The sequence below is a fragment of the Streptomyces sp. NPDC031445 genome (assembly GCF_055581365.1).
The window spans coordinates 1,036,922-1,053,312 of sequence record NZ_JBVIJO010000001.1 but is presented as its reverse complement, the minus strand read 5'-3'; the positions used below and the strand labels follow the sequence as shown (position 1 = coordinate 1,053,312).

Sequence of the window (16,391 nt, the reverse complement as noted above, 5' to 3'; positions counted from 1 at the left end):
TCCGTGGGCGGTAGGGCGGGATCACCTGTGGGCGCCCTGGCTGGGCGCGGTCGCCGGGGCATGGGCCAGGAGGTGGCGGACGAGGACGAGCAGGGTCTGGACTCCGGAGCTGGAGATCCGGGCGTCGCAGCGGACCACCGGGACCTGCGGGTCCAGGTCGATGGCGGCCCGCACCTCCTCGGGCTCGTAGCGGTGGGCGCCGTCGAACTCGTTGAGGGCGACGATGAAGGCGAGCCCGCGTTCCTCGAAGAAGTCCACGGCGGCGAAGCAGTCCTGGAGGCGCCGGGTGTCGGCGAGGATCACCGCGCCGAGCGCGCCCTCGGACAGCTCGTCCCACATGAACCAGAACCGCTCCTGCCCCGGCGTGCCGAACAGGTACAGCACATGGTGCGGGTCGAGGGTGATCCGGCCGAAGTCCATGGCGACCGTGGTCTCCATCTTGTTCTCGACGCCGTCGAGACTGTCCGTGCCGACGCTGACCGTGGTGAGCAGCTCCTCCGTGCTGAGCGGCGCGATCTCGCTGACCGCGCCCACGAAGGTGGTCTTGCCGACGCCGAACCCGCCCGCCACCAGGATCTTGAGCGCGGTCGGGAACGGGTCAGAGCTGTCGTCGTAGTCCATCGAGCACTGCCTCCAGCAGAGACCGGTCAGTGGGGGTGTGGTGGTACACGGGCGGCTTGGTGGTCAGCGCGCCGCAGTCGACCAGGTCGGAGAGCAGCACCTTGGTGACCACGGCGGGCAGTTTCAGCTGGGCGGCGACCTCGGCCACCGAGACAGGCGCGCGGGACAGGTCGAGCGCCTGCGCGTGCTCGGGAGCGAGGTAGCCGAGCGGGGTGACGCCGGTGGCCATCACCTGCGACATCAGGTCGAGGGCGATGCTGGGTTCGGTGCGGCCGTTGCTCACCGTGAACGGCCGCACGAGCCGTCCGGCCGCGTCGTCCAGCCAGGGCCCGTCGCCGGCCGCGGCCACGCTCAGGGCCTCGTCGCCGTGGATTCGACGGCGTGCTGCCGGGGCGCGGTGACCAGGTAGGGGCGGACGCTCTTGACCAGCATCGCCATCTCGTAGCCGAGCACCGCGGCGTCGGCCTCGCGGCCCGCCAGCACGGCGAGGCAGGTGCCGGAGCCGGCGGTGGTGACGAACAGCAGGGTCGCGTCGAGTTCGACGACGACCTGGCGCACGTCCCCGCCGTCGCCGAACCGGACGCCCGCGCTGCGGCCGAGGGAGTACAGGCCGGAGGCCAGGGCCGCCATGTGGTCGGCGCTGTCGGCGTCCAGGCCGTGCACGGACTTCACCAGTCCGTCGCAGGACAGGAGCACCGCGCTGGTGGTGTGCGGTACGCGCTGCACGAGGCCGCTCAGCAGCCAGTCGAGGTCGGATGCGTGGACGGTCGGCGCATCGCTCGCCATGGTGGATCGACTCCTTGGGGTACGAAGACCAGCGGGAGCGCTGGGGGTGGGGGTGGGGGTACGGCGCGGGGGTGCGGGGGCGGAGGCGGTCATCCGGCCGGCGCGCCCCCCTCGGTCCGGCCGCTGCCGCGAACGCCGTCGGCTGCGGGCGCGTGGGCGCGCGCCTGGGGTATGGGAACCACGTGCTGTGCGGTGGGGTCCGGAGTGGTGGGGGGTTGTGTAGTGGAGGGCTGGGCTGTGTGGTCGGTGGACATGTGGCCCGGTCCCATGTGGTGCGCACCGGGGTATCCCTGGGCCGGGCGGTCCGGGCCAGTGTGGTCCGGGCCCATGTGGTCCGCACCCGTGTAGTCCGACCCCACGTGCGTCCGGCTCGGGTGCGCTTGGCCTGTGTGTTCCTGGCCCATGTGCGCCTGACCCAGGTGCGCCTGACCCAGGTGCGCCTGACGCATGTGCCGCGACTCCATGTGGTCCGGATCGCCGTGCTCGGGGCGTTCGCGCGTCGGCTCGGCCGGTCCCGGCGTGGACGCCGGGAGGTGCGCGCCTGCCCTGTGCTCAGCATCCATGTGGGCCGAGCCCATGTGCCCGTACGCCGTCTCGTACCCCGGCTTCTCGTACGCCGGCTTCGCGGACTCTGTCTCCTGGAACCCCGGCTCGCGGAACCCCGGCTCCGTCTGCTCGGCCTCCAGGCTCTGCTGGGCCTCGGCGAGTCCGATGCCGCGCTGGAAGGCGGCCATCAGGCCGGGGTCGTGGCCGGCGACGGTGTCGCTCTCCTGGCGGGGCAGGGGCCCGCCGCGCAGCTGGGGCACGATGTGCTCCTGGGCGCGCCGGCGGGGCAGTTGGGGCTTGTCCATGGTGCCGCGGACCGGGCCGACGCGCGGGGTGGGCAGGCCGCCCGTGTGCGCCTCCACCGCCGCCCGGTCCTCGGCGCTGATGCCGGGCACGGCCTCGGCGGGCGTGGGCCGCGCGTCCTGGGCACCGCGCACGGGAAGCGGGGCCGGGTCACTTCCGTGCCGCCCCGGCGCGCCGCTCTCGGTCCCACGGCGCCCCGGGCCCCGCTGGGCGTGCCTGCGCCGCCCGGTCGGCGCGGTCTGCCCGCCGCCCGTCCCGGCCCCGGCCGCCTCGCCGGGCCGGTCCCCGCCGCCCTGCGCGGAGCCACGCCCGCCCTGTGCGGCACTCCCCGCTTCGGTGCCGCTCCCGGGACCTGGCGCAGGCGCGGGGGGCGGCGCGGATGCCATCGCCCGGCTCCCCTGCGGCGCCCCGGCCTCCCCCGACCGCTGCGGCTGCGGCTGCGGTACGGCGGTCCCGGCGACCGCGCCCGGCACGCCCGGCGCGTTGCCCAGCAGGGCCTGCGGCACGACGAGGACGGCCTGCACCCCGCCGTAGATGTTGGTCTGCAGCCGCACGTGGATGCTGTGCCGGCGGGCGAGCTGGGAAACGACGTAGAGCCCGATGCGGCCGTCGGCCAGCAGGCTGGCGACGTTGACCTGGTCGGGGTCGGCGAGCACGGCGTTCATCCGCTCCTGCTCGGCGACGGGCATGCCCAGGCCGCGGTCCTCGACCTCCACGGCGAGCCCGGAGGTGACGAGGTTGGCGCGGAGCAGCACCTGGGTGTGCGGGGCGGAGAACACCGTGGCGTTCTCGATGAGTTCGGCGAGCAGGTGGATGACGTCGGCCACGGCGTGGCCGCGCAGTTCGCCGGCGATGGGCGGCACCAGCCTGACGCGGGAGTACTGCTCGACCTCGGCGATGGCGGAGCGCAGCACCTCGGTCATGCTGACGGGGTTGCTCCACTGCCGCCGGGAGACGGCGCCGCCGAGCACGGCGAGGTTCTCGGCGTGCCGGCGGATGCGGGTGGCCAGGTGGTCGACGTGGAAGAGCCCCTTGAGCAGATCGGGGTCCTCGATCTCGTTCTCCAGGTCGTCCAGGATCGAGATCTCCCGGTGCACCAGGGACTGGAGCCGGCGTGCCAGGTTGACGAACACCTCCAGCTTCTGCTGGCTGCCGGTCTGGCTGGAGAGCTGGGCGGCCCGTACGACGGCGGTGACGGCGCCGTCGTACGCGCGCGCCAGATCGGCGGCGAGCAGCTCGAAGTCGTCGGCGTCGGCGGGCGGCCGGCGGCGCGGACCGTGCTGCGGCGGGGTCTCGCCCTGCCGCAGCGCGTCGACCAGGGCGTGCAGGTCGGCCTCGCCGCGCGCGGCGGTGCGGCGCAGCGCGTCGACGCGGTCGGCGACCGAGCGGGAGGTGCGGTCGGCGGCCACGGCGGCGATCAGGACGCCGGCGACCGCCACGGTGACCGATCCGGCGAGCACGGCCCACAGCAGGGGGCCGGTGCGCACGCCGGTGGAGCGGATGCTGAAGAGCACGGCTGCCGTGCCGCTCAGCGCGACCGCAAGGGGCGGCAGGACGGCGAGCCGCATCAACTGGGGCCGTATGTGCGTCTCGGGCAGTGCGGGAGCGGGTCGGGCGACCGGTCGCCCGTGCCGGCCGCCCTCGCGGCGATCGGCGCGGGCGGCCGGTGCTCGGAGGTGAGACATCTGCGTCCTCGTACTGGTCCGTCGGGCCTGTGTCCTCGTGCGGTGCGCCGTGCGGGCATGCGTCGATGCGGGCACGCGTCATCGCTGCCGGCCGACGGGGCCGGTGCACCCCGCCGCCCGTCGCCCGGCGGACACTCACAGTAGTCGCCTGAGCATCATGTGCGGTGGGCAGTTGACAAAGTCACCCCAGCAGCGTCCCGCTCTGGTATGAGGCGCCGTACGAAGGTCCGATGGCCGCCGCCCGGTACCGGGCTGAATCAAGTCAGGGGCGATCCAGCCTGGTCACAAGCGGTCAGAAACGGAAAGGCCGGCCGATCACCCCGGCCCATCGCGCTCTCCCTGCGCGGCGCACGCGCGCGACGCACGCGCGCGGGGGCACGCTCCCGGCGCCGCCCGCGCGGCAGCCTCCGGAGCCCCTCCGCACGGCCCGGTCCACCCCGATCATCACTTAACGTGTTCGCTTTGGCCTTGACCGGGCCAGGAGTCGTGCGGCATGCCGGCGTACGCCGTACCGGCGAACTGTGCCCGGTGAGCCGGGCCGGGGCGCCCCGGACGCCCCCTGGCCCCGGCCGGTCAGGCGCCGGTGTCGCGCGTGGGCGGCTCCGCCACGAACGCGCCGACCGAGCGCCAGGTGCGCCGTACGTCCCCCGACGCGCTCCGCCACCACGCCTCGGCCGGCAGCTTGCCTGAAGCCTCGAACGGCTCGCCCGGCCGGGGCAGGGCCACCGCTTGGCCGGCCTCCTCGGCGGCCTCCTTGGTCCACTCCCCCGGCTCGGCCCAGGGGTGCGGGGCGAGGTTGAAGGTGCCCCAGTGGATCGGCAGCAGGACGCCGTGCGGCGCGCCGCCCTGGAGGTCGAGGTGGGCGCGCAGGCCCTCCTGCGGGGTCATGTGGATGTCGGGCCAGAACTCGCTGTACGCCCCGATCTGGATCATCGTGGCGTCGAACGGGCCGTGGGCGGCACCGATGTCCTTGAAGCCGTCGAAGTAGCCGGTGTCGCCGCTGTGGTAGATCCGGTGCTCCTCGCCGGCGACGGCCCAGGACGCCCAGAGGGTGTGCTGGGTGTTGCGCAGGCCCCGGCCGCAGAAGTGACGGGCCGGGGTGGCGGTGAGGGTCAGCCCGCCGACCCGGGTGGACTCGTGCCAGTCCAGTTCGCGCAGCCGGTCCGGGGAGACACCCCAGTGTTCGAGGTGGGCGCCCACGCCGAGCGGCACGGCGAACAGGGTGTCCGTGCCGGCCAGCGCCTTGATGGTGGGCAGGTCCAGGTGGTCGTAGTGGTCGTGCGAGATGACGACGACGTCGACCGGGCCGAGCGCGGCCAGCGGCAGCGGTACCGGGTGGAGCCGCTTGGGGCCGGCGAAGGGGAACGGGGAGCAGCGCTCGCCCCAGACGGGGTCGAACAGGACGCGGTGACCGTCGATCTCGGCGAGCACGCTGGAGTGGCCCATCCAGGTCAGCCGCAGTCCGGTGGCGGGCGGCTTGGCCAGGTCGGCGAAGGTCGTGGGGTGCACCGGGACGGTGCCGTCGGGGGCGCGCAGCGGCCGGGTGTCCTTGTCCAGGAACACCTTCGCGAGGTCCAGCGAGGACCCGGTGGGCCGGGTGCGGGCGGGGCCGCCGGGGTTCTGGAAGACGCCGTCCTTGAAATGCGGCGAGCGGCGGATGCGTGCCATGCGCTCACCCCCCGGGTCCGCTCCGAACGCAGCGGGCCGCAGCGCGCGGAGCCCGGAGCTCGCGGAACGCAGACCGGTCACGGTACCTCCCGGTGGAGTGGGTGAGTCCCCCATTATGGTCGGCCGCGCGGGCGGCGACGGGCCGCGGGGGTGCGTCCGTCCGCTGCCCAAGCTCCCTTCCGCGCGTTGACAGGGTCCCAACCGGCTCCGGATACTGACTCGCCGTTCAGGTGATCACCTCATCGCTCCCCCGAGGAAGCCCCATGACCACCCCCCTCACCGCCCCTTCGCTGTCGCTCGTCTGGACCGATCACGTCACCGGTCGCCAGGGCTTCCTGGTCGTGGACCGGCTGGTGCGGGGCGTGGCGAGCGGCGGGCTGCGGATGCGGCCCGGCTGCACGCTGGAGGAGGTCACCGGACTCGCCCGCGGCATGACGATGAAGGAGGCCCTGCACTACGACCCCGGGAGCCGCTACGTCCCGCTCGGCGGCGCCAAGGGCGGCATCGACTGCGACCCCCGGGACCCGGAGGCGTACGGGCTCCTCGTGCGCTATCTGCGCGCCGTGCGGCCGTACGTCGAGAGCTGCTGGACCACCGGCGAGGACCTGGGTCTCACCCAGGACCTGGTGGACCGCGCCGCGGCCGAGGCGGGCCTGGTCTCCTCGATCCAGGCGGTCTACCCGCTGCTGGACGACGAGGCCGCGGCCCGCCGGCGGCTCGCGGACGCCTTCGCGGTGCGGGTGGACGGCATCGGCCTGGACGAGCTGGTGGGCGGCTGCGGGGTCGCCGAGTCGGTGCTGACGGCCCTGGACCGGGCGGCGGTGCCGTATCCGGGCACCCGGGTCGCCGTGCAGGGTCTCGGCACGATGGGCGGGGCCACCGCGCGCTTCCTCGCGCGCGCGGGCCTGAGCGTCGTGGCCGTCGCCGACATCAAGGGCACGATCGCCAACCCGGCGGGGCTCGACGTCGAGGCGCTGCTGGCGGCGCGGGACGGCTACGGCACCGTGGACCGCGGGGCGTTGCGCCCCGGTGATTGTGAACTGCCCGGCGACGCCTGGCTGTCCGCCGAGGCGGAGGTGCTGGTGCCGGCCGCCGTGTCGTACGCCGTCGACCGTGCGAACCAGGAGCGGATCCGGGCGCGTTGGATCGTCGAGGCGGCCAACATGCCCGTGCTGCCCGAGGCGGAGGCGCTGCTGACCGCGCGCGGGGTGACGGTCCTGCCGGACGTGGTGGTCAACTCCGCGACGAACGCCTGGTGGTGGTGGACCCTGTTCGGCGACATCGGCGCGGACGCCGACGAGGCGCTCGCCCACGTCCGGCGCTCGATGCGCACCCTGACCGGCCGGATGCTGGACCGCGCGCAGGCCGACGGTACGACCCCGCGGATGGCTGCGCACGCCTTGGCGGCGGACCGGTTGCCGGTGATCGCGGAACGGTTCGGCCGGTACCGGTGACGGGCCTGCCGCGCGACGGCTTCGGCGGCGCCGGCGGCAACGACTAGGGTGACGGCGTGGCGAGAGTGCGGTTGAGCGTGGCCGAGCGGCGCGAGGAGCTGCTGCGGGCAGCCATCGGGCAGATCGAGGCGCGGGGCGTGGCGGCGGTCAGGATCGCCGACGTGGCCGCGGCCCTCGGGGTGAGCAACGCGCTGGTGCTGTACCACTTCTCCACGAAGGAGAAGCTGGTCGCCGCCGCGTTCGCCTACGCGGCCGAGGACGATCTCGCGCGCCTGCGCAGGCTGCTGGACCGGCGGACCACCGCGCTGCGCCGGCTGCGGTCGGCGGTGCGCTGGTACGCGCCGACCGGACAGGCCAAGGGCTGGCGGCTGTGGATCGAGGGCTGGGCGGTGTCCCTGCGCGAGCCCGCACTGCGGCAGGTCACCCGGGAGCTGGACGAGCAGTGGAAGGCGGCGATCGCCGGCGTCATCGCCGAGGGCGTGACGGCCGGTGAGTTCGCATGCGCGGACCCGGCCGGCACGGCACTGCGGCTGACCGCGCTGCTGGACGGGCTGGCGGTGCAGCTCACGTCGTACCCGGGCGCGGTGCCCCGGTCCCGGGCGCAGGAGTGGGTGGACGACGCTCTCGCGCGCGAACTGGGCCTGGAGCGCGATGCGTTGACGGACAGGCGGCGCTGACGCGCGGGCCTCCGCGGAACCGCCGCCTCGACCGTACGCGGACACGCCGGCACTGGGGCGCGGAGTCCTGCGCGGTGCCGCGTCCGGTACAGCACCGTTGCCCCGCGCAGGCCCAGGGCGGCCCGGGACGCGGAGCGCCGGCGGATCCGACCGGTCGGCCTTCGGCACGAGGACGCCGTCGATGGCGGTGCTCCCCGTCGGGGCGGGCGTGCCGGGCCGGCCCGGCGCGCAGTTCCAGCCGGAGACCGAAGCCGGGGGCCGGCCGATCGGGCCCGGCCTGGAGCGACCGCGCCGCCGGCGACGCTCCGCCCGCGCTGCCGGACGCGCTCGTCCGGCTGCCGCTCCTGTTCACCGAGCCTCACGGCCCGGCGCCGCCGGTGCTCTGCGACAACGGCCCGCGCCGGTGGTGCGGGCGCGGGCCGTGGCGGGGCGGTGGGGCGGCCGGGTCAGGCCACCGCGGCGATCCGCATCCTGATGTCGTCCGGTGACAGCGTGCCCTTGGCGGTCACGTGGTCGCCCGAGGACTCACCGCGCAGCCGGCGGCCGATCCAGGGGACGAGGTACTCCCGCGCCCACTGGACGTCGTCGCGGCGGACCTCCAGTGTGCCCCGGGGCGGCAGCGGCGGCCACGGCTGCTCCGGGTCGGCCGGGACGTCCAGGCCGAGGACCTGTCCCGCGCGCAGCGCCACGCGCGTGTGCCCCTCGGGCGAGAGGTGCAGCCGGTCGCTGTCCCAGGCCCTGCGGTCCCGCACGGACTTGAGGGACCACAGGTCGAGGACGGGGCAGCCGTACCGGTCGGCGATGGCGCGGACGTGCCCGTTGTAAGTGGCGATCTTGCCGCGGAGGTGCTTGAGGACGGGGACGCCACGGGTGTCGAAGCCGGTCGTCACCATCACCGTGCCGGCGGCCTGCGTCAGCCGGGCCACGGCGCGTTCGAAGCGCTCGGCCACCTCGTCGGGGTCGGTGCCGGGGCGGATGATGTCGTTGCCGCCCGCACAGAAGGAGATCAGGTCCGGGGCCAGGTCGATGGCCTGCGGCACCTGGTCGGCCACGATCTGGTCCAGCAGCTTCCCGCGCACGGCGAGGTTGGCGTACTGGAAGTCGCCCTCGGGACGCCGGTCGGCGAGCAGGACCGCGAACCGGTCGGCCCAGCCCACGAACGCCCCGTCGGGGCCGGGGTCGCCGACGCCCTCGGTGAAGCTGTCCCCCACCGCCACGTACGACCCGATCACTGATCTGCTGTCATTCTTCGAATCGTCTGCCACGTCGGACCATGATTCACCTTCGGATGTGACCTACGCGACCGTAAGCGGGACTTGACGAACGGTGAGATGAGCCACTCTTAAAGAGTTCGCAAAGCCAGGAATAGAAGCTGCACGATACACCGAAGGCCGGACCCGGGGATCGCGGGTCCGGCCTCGCATGCCCCTCCGCACGGGCCACGCCCGCGCGAGGATCAGATACGGCGCAGCCGGATGACCGTCGCGTCCAGGTCGCCCTTGAGCCCGGTGCGCAGCCCGTGGTGCAGCAGTACGGCACCGCGGTGCACTTCGCCCGTCTCGGGGTTCTCGTACGACGCCGTCGGGTCGAGCCCGCGCAGCCGCACCGCCGGCACCGGCTCGCCGTAGCTCTGCGCCTGAAGCCAGGCCAGGACGACGGTCTCCTCCCCGCGGACGTACTGCACGGCGCTCAGACCCCCCGCCGGGGGCCGCAGCCGGTACAGCTCCCCGTGCTGCACGACCGGGCGGATCTCCTTGTACAGCTCCACCCACCGCCGGGCCTCGGCCAGTTCCTCCGCGCTCCACTCCGTCAGGTCGCCGCCGACCCCGAGCACGCCCGCCATGGCGCTGACGAACCGGAAGCGCAGCGAGCTGGCGCGTCCGTTGAGCTGGGTGTTCGGGCTGTCGGTGACCCAGGCCGCCATCACGCGCGCGGGGTGGAGGTGCGTGAAGCCGTGCTGGATGGCGAGCCGGTCCAGCGGGTCGGTGTTGTCGGAGGTCCACACCTGGTCGGTGCGGCCGAGCACGCCGAGGTCGATCCGGCCGCCGCCGCCCGAGCAGGACTCGAAGGCGACCCCGGGGTGCGCGGCGCGCAACCGGTCCAGCAGGGCGTACAGGGCGCGGACGTGGTCCACCCACAGGCGCTGCGGGTACGGTTCCCCGGGCCAGCCCGCGTCGGTGAAGCAGCGGTTGAAGTCCCACTTCACGTAGTCGATGGGGGCGCTGGACAGCAGGGTGTCCAGCTGCTCCCACAGGTACTCCCGCACGTCCTCGCGCGCGAGGTTGAGCACGAGCTGATTGCGCAGTTCCGTGCGCTTGCGTCCCGGCTGGTACTGCACCCAGTCCGGGTGGGCCCGGTACAGGTCGCTGTCCGGGTTGACCATCTCGGGCTCGACCCAGATGCCGAACCGCATGCCGAGCGCGTGCACCTGGTCGGCGAGCGGCTTGAGGCCCTGCGGGAAGCGGTCGGGGTTGGGGGTCCAGTCGCCGAGGCCGGCGCGGTCGCTGGTGCGGGCGCCGAACCAGCCGTCGTCGACGACGAACAGCTCGATCCCGATGTCGGCGGCCCGGCGGGCGAGCGCGAGCTGCTGCTCCTCGGAGATGTCGAAGAAGGTGGCCTCCCAGGAGTTGAACAGCACGGGCCGGTCCTGCTCGGCGTCCGGGATGACGTACGCCCGCTGGTAGGCGTGCCAGGCCCGGCTGGCGCCGCCGAAGCCGCCGTCGCTCCACAGCCCCGCGAAGACCGGGGTGGTGTACGACTCCCCTGGCGCGAGGAGCAGCAGCCCGGAGTCGTCGTAGCCGGCGCCGCCGGTGATCTGCACGCGCGCGTCCGGGAGCTGGGCGACGGCTATGCGCCAGGAGCCGGACCAGCCGAGCGCGCAGCCGTAGACCTCGCCGCGTTCCTCGGTGGCGTCGGTGTCGAGGGCCACCCAGGGCAGGTGCTGGTGGCCGGTGTGGCCGCGGCGGCTGCCGATGACCTTCTCGCCGTAGGTGAGGGGGGCGGTGGTGAGCCGGGACTCCGCGGCCCAGCGGCCGTGCAGCTGGGACAGCCGCCAGCCCTCGCGGTCGGGCAGGGTCCAGGTGGCCGCGTCGGCCCGCAGCAGCTCCACGCGCGCGCGGGCGCCGTTCTCGACGGTCACCCAGCGCTCCACGACGTCAGCGCGCATCCGGTAGTGCAGGGTGATCGCCACGCCGTCGTCGTCGAAGCGCAGCCGCAGCTCGCCGTCCTGCGTGGTGTCGGACGACACGAAGCGCCACTCGGTGCCGCGCCGCTCCTCGGTGCGGACGGACAGGGCGGGGCGCACGAAGCGGGGGCCGCCCTCGACGGGGTACTCCTCGCGGCCGTCGAGCGGGGACTCGAAGGGCCAGTAGCCGGGCAGCGGGCTCACCGCGAGCGCCTCGGCGTCGGCGAGGGCGATCCGCGGCCCCCAGTGCAGGTGCAGCAGCTCGTCCGCGTCGGTGAGATGCAGGGCATAGCTGCTGCTGGGGCCCGACAGGAGCCACGTACGACCGTTTTCGGCGATGTCCACCATCGAGACCTCACAGGTGCAAACAGATCCGCTCAAGTGCCAACATCATCAAGGGCCGCGGACCCCTCTGACAATGCCTGTGGACAACTCATTGCCCGAGGAAATCGATGCCGTATGGTCGTCGGAGCGCCCGCCGCCGAGCCGCGACGGCGGGGACCGACCGGGAGGAGCCCCCGTGACGCAGCAGGTCCCTTCGACCGAGCCGGAGCTGGCCGGAGTGCGCAATTTCCGTGACGTGGGCGGGCTGCCGACCACGGACGGGCGGCGGGTGCGGCACGGCGTGCTGTTCCGCAGCGGGCACCTGGCGCACGCGACGGAGGAGGACGCGGCCTTCCTCGCCTCCCTGGGCCTGCGCACGATCTTCGACTTCCGCAACGCGGCCGACCACGAACTGGAGGGCCCGGACGTCGAGCTGCCCGGCGTGCGGAACGTGAACCTGCCGCTGAGCGACCCGGCGGACGGCGCCGAGTTCTGGAAGATGGTCCGCGACGGCGACCTCGACCAGCTGCGCGCGATCCTGGACGACGGCAAGGGCGCGGCCCGGATGATCGCCTCCTACCGGAAGATCGTCACGGAGCGCACCGCCGAGCACGCGCGCGTGCTGCACGCGCTGGCCGACGACAGCGTGCCCGCGCTGATGCACTGCGCGGCCGGCAAGGACCGCGCTGGCATCTCCGTGGCGGTCACGCTCCTCGCGCTCGGGGTGGAGCGGGACGCGATCGTCGCCGACTACCTGGAGTCGGGCGCCGCGCACCGCCGCTACCGGGTGCGCCGCAGCGGCAGCGCGCACACGGCGTACACCCCCGAGGTGATGGAACTCCTCGACCCGCTCTTCGACGCCCGCGCCGAGTACCTGGAGGCGGCGTTCGCGAGCATCGAGGAGACCTGGGGCGACGTCGACGCCTATCTGGCCGAGGGACTGGGCCTCACCCCCGGTGCCCGCGAGCGCCTGCGCGCCCGCCTGCTGGACTGACGGGAGGACGCCGGCCGCCGGTTGCGCCCCTATCCCTTGCCGCCCAGCGCGAACAGCAGGTAGAGGAACGCGGCCAGCACGTGCCCGAGGGCGATGTAGATGATCAGCCGGATCCACAGGGATCGGGGGAACTTCTCCTCGAAGTCGCTCATGGCAGCTCTCCGGTCAGCGGGCCCAGGCACAGCGTGGCCGTGGGGCTCTGTAGCAGGGTGTGGACGAACAGCAGCTCCACGCCGTCGTGGTGCTCGGCGGCGAGGCGGTGCGGGGTGAGCGAGTCGAAGTGCGCGCTGTCACCGGGCCCCAGCAGGTGCGCGGTGTCGCCGAGACGCAGGCGCAGGCGCCCCTTGAGGACGTAGAGCCACTCCTCGCCCGGGTGCACGCGCACGATGTCGCCCTGCGAGCCGTACGGCACCCGCACGCGCAGGGCCTGCATGCCGCGGCCGGGGGCCCCGGCCTGGACGTACGTCCACCCGCCCGCGCGGGTCGGCTCCATGTCGGCGGCGCGCACGATCGCGTCCCGGTCGGCGGCCGTCTCACCGAGGAGCTCGGAGACCGTCGTACCGTAGATACGGGCGAGCGCGAGCAGCATCGGCAGCGACGGCTGACGCTGCCCGGTCTCCAGCCGGGACAGGTGGGCCGGGGAGAGCCCGGCGTCGCGGGCCGCGGCCTCCAGCGTGAGGCCCGCGCGCCGGCGCAGGGCGCGCAGCTGCGGCGCGACGGCGGGCAGGCCGTCCTCCGGAGCCGGGCCCGTCGCCGGCGCGGCGTCTGAGGCGTTCATGCCTCTATTCAGCAGCAGTCTTGCCTCAGAGGCAATTTTCTTGTCTCTGAGGCAAAAGAGCGGAGGCGGCCGTACCGGCCGGCACCCCCGTCAGCGGTTGGCCACCGCCTGCTTGATCAGGGTCTTGCCGAAGTCCCACATCAGGCCGCCACCGCTGTGCGCGTCGTCCATGACCGCGGTGAAGGCGTCCACGAACCGGTTCACGTCGGCCTCGTCGACCACCAGGGGCGGAATGAGCTTGATCACCTCCAGGTGGTCACCGGAGACCTGCGTGAGGATGCGGTGCTTCTGCAGCAGCGGTACGACGACCATCTGGGCGAACAGCCCCTTGCGGGCCGCCTGGAGCATGGCCCAGCGGCTGCGCAGCTTCAGCGACGACGGCTTGCCGAACTCGATGCCGATCATCAGGCCCCGGCCCCGGACGTCGGCGAGCAGCTCGTAGGTGTCGACCAGCGCGGCGAGCCGGGACTTCAGCAGCTCGCCGGTCCGGCGCACGCCGGCGACGATCTGCTCGTTCTCCATGACCGAGAGCACGGCGAGCCCGCACGCCATCGCCTGGGCGTTGGAGCCGAAGCTCGCCGAGTGCACCAGCACCCGGTCCATGGACGAGTAGACCTTCTTGAAGATCCACTCCTTGCCGAGGGTGGCGCCGACGGGCACATAGCCGCCGGAGAGGGCCTTGGCGACGCACACCAGGTCGGGTTCGACGCCGTCCTCGTGCTGGTACGCGTAGAAGTCACCGGTGCGGCCCAGGCCCGTCTGCACCTCGTCGGCGATGAGCAGCGCCTTGTGCCGGTGCAGCAGCTCCTGCGCGGCCCGCAGATAGCCCGGTGGCGCCTCGTGGACGCCCTTGCCCTGGATCGGCTCGACGATCAGCGCGGCGACGTCGCCCTTCGCCAGCTCCCGCGCCAGGGCGTCGAGGTCGCCGAGCGGTACGGCGGTGTCGGGCAGCAGCGGGGCGAAGCCGTCGCGGAATCCGTTCTCGCCGTTGACCGAGAGGGATCCGGTGGTCAGGCCGTGGAAGGCGTGGTCGCAGTAGAGGACGCGCGGTTTGCCGGTGGCGTACCGGGCGAACTTCAGCGCGGTCTCGACCGCCTCGGTGCCGCTGTTGCCGAAGAAGACGCGGTCCAGGTGCGGGCTGTGGGCCAGCAGCCGTTCGGCGAGCAGGCCGGGCAGCGGCTGGCAGTCGAAGCGGGTGAGGTCGGCGAGGTCCAGGTCCAGGACGTCGTGCAGCGCCTTGCGGACGACCGGGTGGTGGCGGCCGAGGCCCATCACGCCGAACCCGGCGAGCATGTCCAGGTAGTCGTTGCCCTCCGCGTCGAAGAAGTGCGCTCCCTCGGCACGCTCGTAGACCTTGTCGAAGCCGATGGTGTGCAGCATGCGCGGCAGCTGCGGATTGAGGTGCCTCGCGTGCAGCTCGTAGCGCTCGGCTCCGCGCTCGGCGAGCAGGGCGCCGAGGTCGAACTCGGTGGTCATTCACTCTCCTTGACTGCGCCGCCGACGTCCTTGACGGCCAGGCTCGCGCTGATCCGCCCGGCGATCTCGACGGGCGTGAGACCGATGTCGGCCAGCACCTCGCCGCGCTTGGCGTGCGCGAGGAACTGCTCCGGGATGCCGAACCGCCGTACCGGCACGTCCACGTCGGCGTCGCCCAGGGCCAGCGCCACCGCCGAACCGACGCCCGCCGCCCGGCTGTTGTCCTCGACGACGGCCACCAGGCGGTGCCCGGCGGCGAGGCCCGGCAGCGCGGGGTCGACCGGCTTGACCCAGCGCGGGTCGACCACCGTGCACCCGATGCCGCGGGCTTCGAGCAGCTCGGCGGCCTGGAGGCACACGGAGGCCATCACGCCGACGGCCACCAGCAGCACCTCGGGCTCTTCGGCGCGGTGCAGGACGTCCATGCCGCCGACGCGGCCGAGCGCCGGGAGGGACGGGCCGACGGACTCCTTCGGGAAGCGGACCAGGGTGGGCGCGTCGTCCACGGCGACCGCCTCGCGCAGCTGGGCGCGCAACTGGTCGGCGTCGCGCGGGGCGGCGATCCTGAGTCCCGGGACGACCTGGAGGACGGACATGTCCCACATGCCGTTGTGGGAGGGCCCGTCGACGCCGGTGACGCCGGCCCGGTCCAGGACGAAGGTGACCCCGCAGCGGTGCAGGGCGACGTCCATCAGCAGCTGGTCGAAGGCGCGGTTGAGGAAGGTGGCGTAGACGGCGACGACCGGGTGCAGCCCGCCCGTGGCGAGGCCGGCCGCGGAGACGGCGGCGTGCTGTTCGGCGATGCCCACGTCCCACACCCGGTCCGGGAAGCGCTCGGCGAACTTCCCGAGGCCGACCGGGTGCAGCATGGCCGCCGTGATCGCCACGACGTCCTCCCGCTCCTCGCCGATCCGCACGATCTCCTCGCCGAACACCGAGGTCCAGGAGGGGCCGCCCGCCGGGGTGAGCGGTGCGCAGGTGAGCGGGTCCATCACGCCGACGGTGTGGAAGTGGTCCTCCTCGTGCGCGAGGGCGGGCTCGTAGCCGCGGCCCTTGACGGTGAGGCAGTGGACCAGGACCGGACCGTGGAAGCGCTTCGCGCGGCGCAGCGCGGACTCGACGGCGCCGATGTCGTGGCCGTCGATCGGGCCGAGGTACTTCAGGCCCAGGTCCTCGAACATGCCCTGCGGGGCGAAGGCGTCCTTGAAGCCCTTCTTCGCGCCGTGCAGGGACTCGTACAGCGTGGAGCCGACGACCGGGGTGCGCTGGAGCATGTCCTTGCCCCAGGCGAGGACCTTCTCGTAGCCGTCGGTGGTGCGCAGCGTGGCCAGGTGGTTGGCGAGGCCGCCGATGGTGGGGGCGTACGACCGCTCGTTGTCGTTGACGACGATGATCAGCGGCCGGTCCTTGGCCGCGGCGATGTTGTTGAGCGCCTCCCAGGCCATGCCGCCGGTCAGCGCGCCGTCGCCGATGACCGCGACCACGTGGCCCTTCTCCCCCAGCACCTGGTGGGCCTTGGCGAGTCCGTCGGCCCAGCCGAGCGCGGTGGAGGCGTGGCTGTTCTCGATGACGTCGTGCTCGGACTCCTCGCGCGAGGGGTAGCCGGACAGTCCGCCCTTGCCGCGCAGCTTGGAGAAGTCCTGACGGCCGGTCAGGAGCTTGTGCACGTAGCTCTGGTGGCCGGTATCCCACAGGATGCGGTCGACCGGTGACTCGAAGACCCGGTGGAGCGCGATGGACAGTTCCACGACGCCCAGGTTGGGGCCGAGGTGACCGCCGGTCCTCGACACCGCGTGCACCAGGAACTCACGTATTTCCTCGGACAGTTCACCGAGTTCCGCCTCGGACAGCGCCTTCAGGTCGCGTGGTCCCCGGATCTTCTCCAGAATGGTCAC

Annotated in this window: 14 protein-coding genes; 3 read left to right on the top strand and 11 right to left on the bottom strand. The window is 73.4% G+C overall.

Annotation, left to right across the window (positions count from 1 at the left end):
- Positions 1 to 21: 21 nt before the first annotated feature.
- The 5 genes from ACZ5DC_RS04385 to ACZ5DC_RS04365 form a co-directional block, all read right to left on the bottom strand.
- Complete coding sequence (locus ACZ5DC_RS04385) at positions 22 to 621, bottom strand: GTP-binding protein (RefSeq protein ID WP_468649235.1); 600 nt, start codon at positions 619 to 621, stop codon at positions 22 to 24.
- A complete protein-coding gene (locus ACZ5DC_RS04380; protein ID WP_366749148.1) occupies positions 599 to 970 on the bottom strand; it encodes a DUF742 domain-containing protein in 372 nt (123 codons plus the stop codon). The genes ACZ5DC_RS04385 and ACZ5DC_RS04380 overlap by 23 nt, the downstream gene beginning before the upstream one ends.
- A gap of 2 nt (positions 971 to 972) precedes the next feature.
- A complete protein-coding gene (locus ACZ5DC_RS04375; RefSeq protein WP_356341184.1) occupies positions 973 to 1,407 on the bottom strand; it encodes a roadblock/LC7 domain-containing protein in 435 nt (144 codons plus the stop codon).
- An 89-nt stretch (positions 1,408 to 1,496) separates the two neighbouring features.
- Complete coding sequence (locus ACZ5DC_RS04370) at positions 1,497 to 3,941, bottom strand: sensor histidine kinase (RefSeq protein WP_468649233.1); 2,445 nt, start codon at positions 3,939 to 3,941, stop codon at positions 1,497 to 1,499.
- 573 nt (positions 3,942 to 4,514) lie between these two features.
- Entirely contained in the window at positions 4,515 to 5,723 is a 1,209-nt protein-coding gene (locus ACZ5DC_RS04365; protein ID WP_468649231.1) for an MBL fold metallo-hydrolase, read from the bottom strand.
- 149 nt (positions 5,724 to 5,872) lie between these two features.
- Between ACZ5DC_RS04365 and ACZ5DC_RS04360 the strand changes: the two genes are divergently transcribed.
- Together ACZ5DC_RS04360 and ACZ5DC_RS04355 are read left to right on the top strand one after the other, a co-directional pair.
- Positions 5,873 to 7,063, top strand: a complete 1,191-nt coding sequence (locus ACZ5DC_RS04360; protein ID WP_468649229.1) for a glutamate dehydrogenase — start codon at positions 5,873 to 5,875, stop codon at positions 7,061 to 7,063.
- A 56-nt stretch (positions 7,064 to 7,119) separates the two neighbouring features.
- Complete coding sequence (locus tag ACZ5DC_RS04355) at positions 7,120 to 7,740, top strand: TetR/AcrR family transcriptional regulator (RefSeq protein ID WP_468649227.1); 621 nt, start codon at positions 7,120 to 7,122, stop codon at positions 7,738 to 7,740.
- 446 nt (positions 7,741 to 8,186) lie between these two features.
- On the opposite strand, the gene ACZ5DC_RS04350 is transcribed toward ACZ5DC_RS04355, so the two are convergent.
- Together ACZ5DC_RS04350 and ACZ5DC_RS04345 are read right to left on the bottom strand one after the other, a co-directional pair.
- The gene (locus ACZ5DC_RS04350) at positions 8,187 to 8,972 is read right to left on the bottom strand and encodes an SGNH/GDSL hydrolase family protein (protein ID WP_468649932.1); all 786 of its coding nucleotides are present in this window, start codon (positions 8,970 to 8,972) and stop codon (positions 8,187 to 8,189) included.
- 224 nt (positions 8,973 to 9,196) lie between these two features.
- Positions 9,197 to 11,272: an alpha-galactosidase gene (locus tag ACZ5DC_RS04345; protein ID WP_468649930.1), complete on the bottom strand. Its 2,076-nt coding sequence runs from the start codon at positions 11,270 to 11,272 to the stop codon at positions 9,197 to 9,199.
- Between the two features lie 172 nt (positions 11,273 to 11,444).
- On the opposite strand from ACZ5DC_RS04345, the gene ACZ5DC_RS04340 reads away from it, so the two are divergent.
- A complete protein-coding gene (locus ACZ5DC_RS04340) occupies positions 11,445 to 12,242 on the top strand; it encodes a tyrosine-protein phosphatase (protein WP_468649225.1) in 798 nt (265 codons plus the stop codon).
- A 29-nt stretch (positions 12,243 to 12,271) separates the two neighbouring features.
- Here the strand turns inward: ACZ5DC_RS04340 and ACZ5DC_RS04335 are convergent, their stop codons facing one another.
- From ACZ5DC_RS04335 to dxs, 4 genes are all read right to left on the bottom strand, one after another.
- On the bottom strand, positions 12,272 to 12,394 hold the full coding sequence (locus tag ACZ5DC_RS04335; RefSeq protein ID WP_468649223.1) for a DUF6126 family protein: 123 nt from the start codon (positions 12,392 to 12,394) through the stop codon (positions 12,272 to 12,274).
- Positions 12,391 to 13,020, bottom strand: coding sequence for a helix-turn-helix domain-containing protein (locus tag ACZ5DC_RS04330; RefSeq protein ID WP_366749153.1), 630 nt, complete (start codon positions 13,018 to 13,020; stop codon positions 12,391 to 12,393). The genes ACZ5DC_RS04335 and ACZ5DC_RS04330 overlap by 4 nt, the downstream gene beginning before the upstream one ends.
- Positions 13,021 to 13,110: 90 nt before the next feature.
- On the bottom strand, positions 13,111 to 14,496 hold the full coding sequence (locus tag ACZ5DC_RS04325; RefSeq protein ID WP_468649221.1) for an aspartate aminotransferase family protein: 1,386 nt from the start codon (positions 14,494 to 14,496) through the stop codon (positions 13,111 to 13,113).
- On the bottom strand, positions 14,493 to 16,391 hold the full coding sequence (dxs, locus tag ACZ5DC_RS04320; RefSeq protein WP_468649219.1) for a 1-deoxy-D-xylulose-5-phosphate synthase: 1,899 nt from the start codon (positions 16,389 to 16,391) through the stop codon (positions 14,493 to 14,495). Before dxs ends, ACZ5DC_RS04325 begins: the two co-directional genes overlap by 4 nt.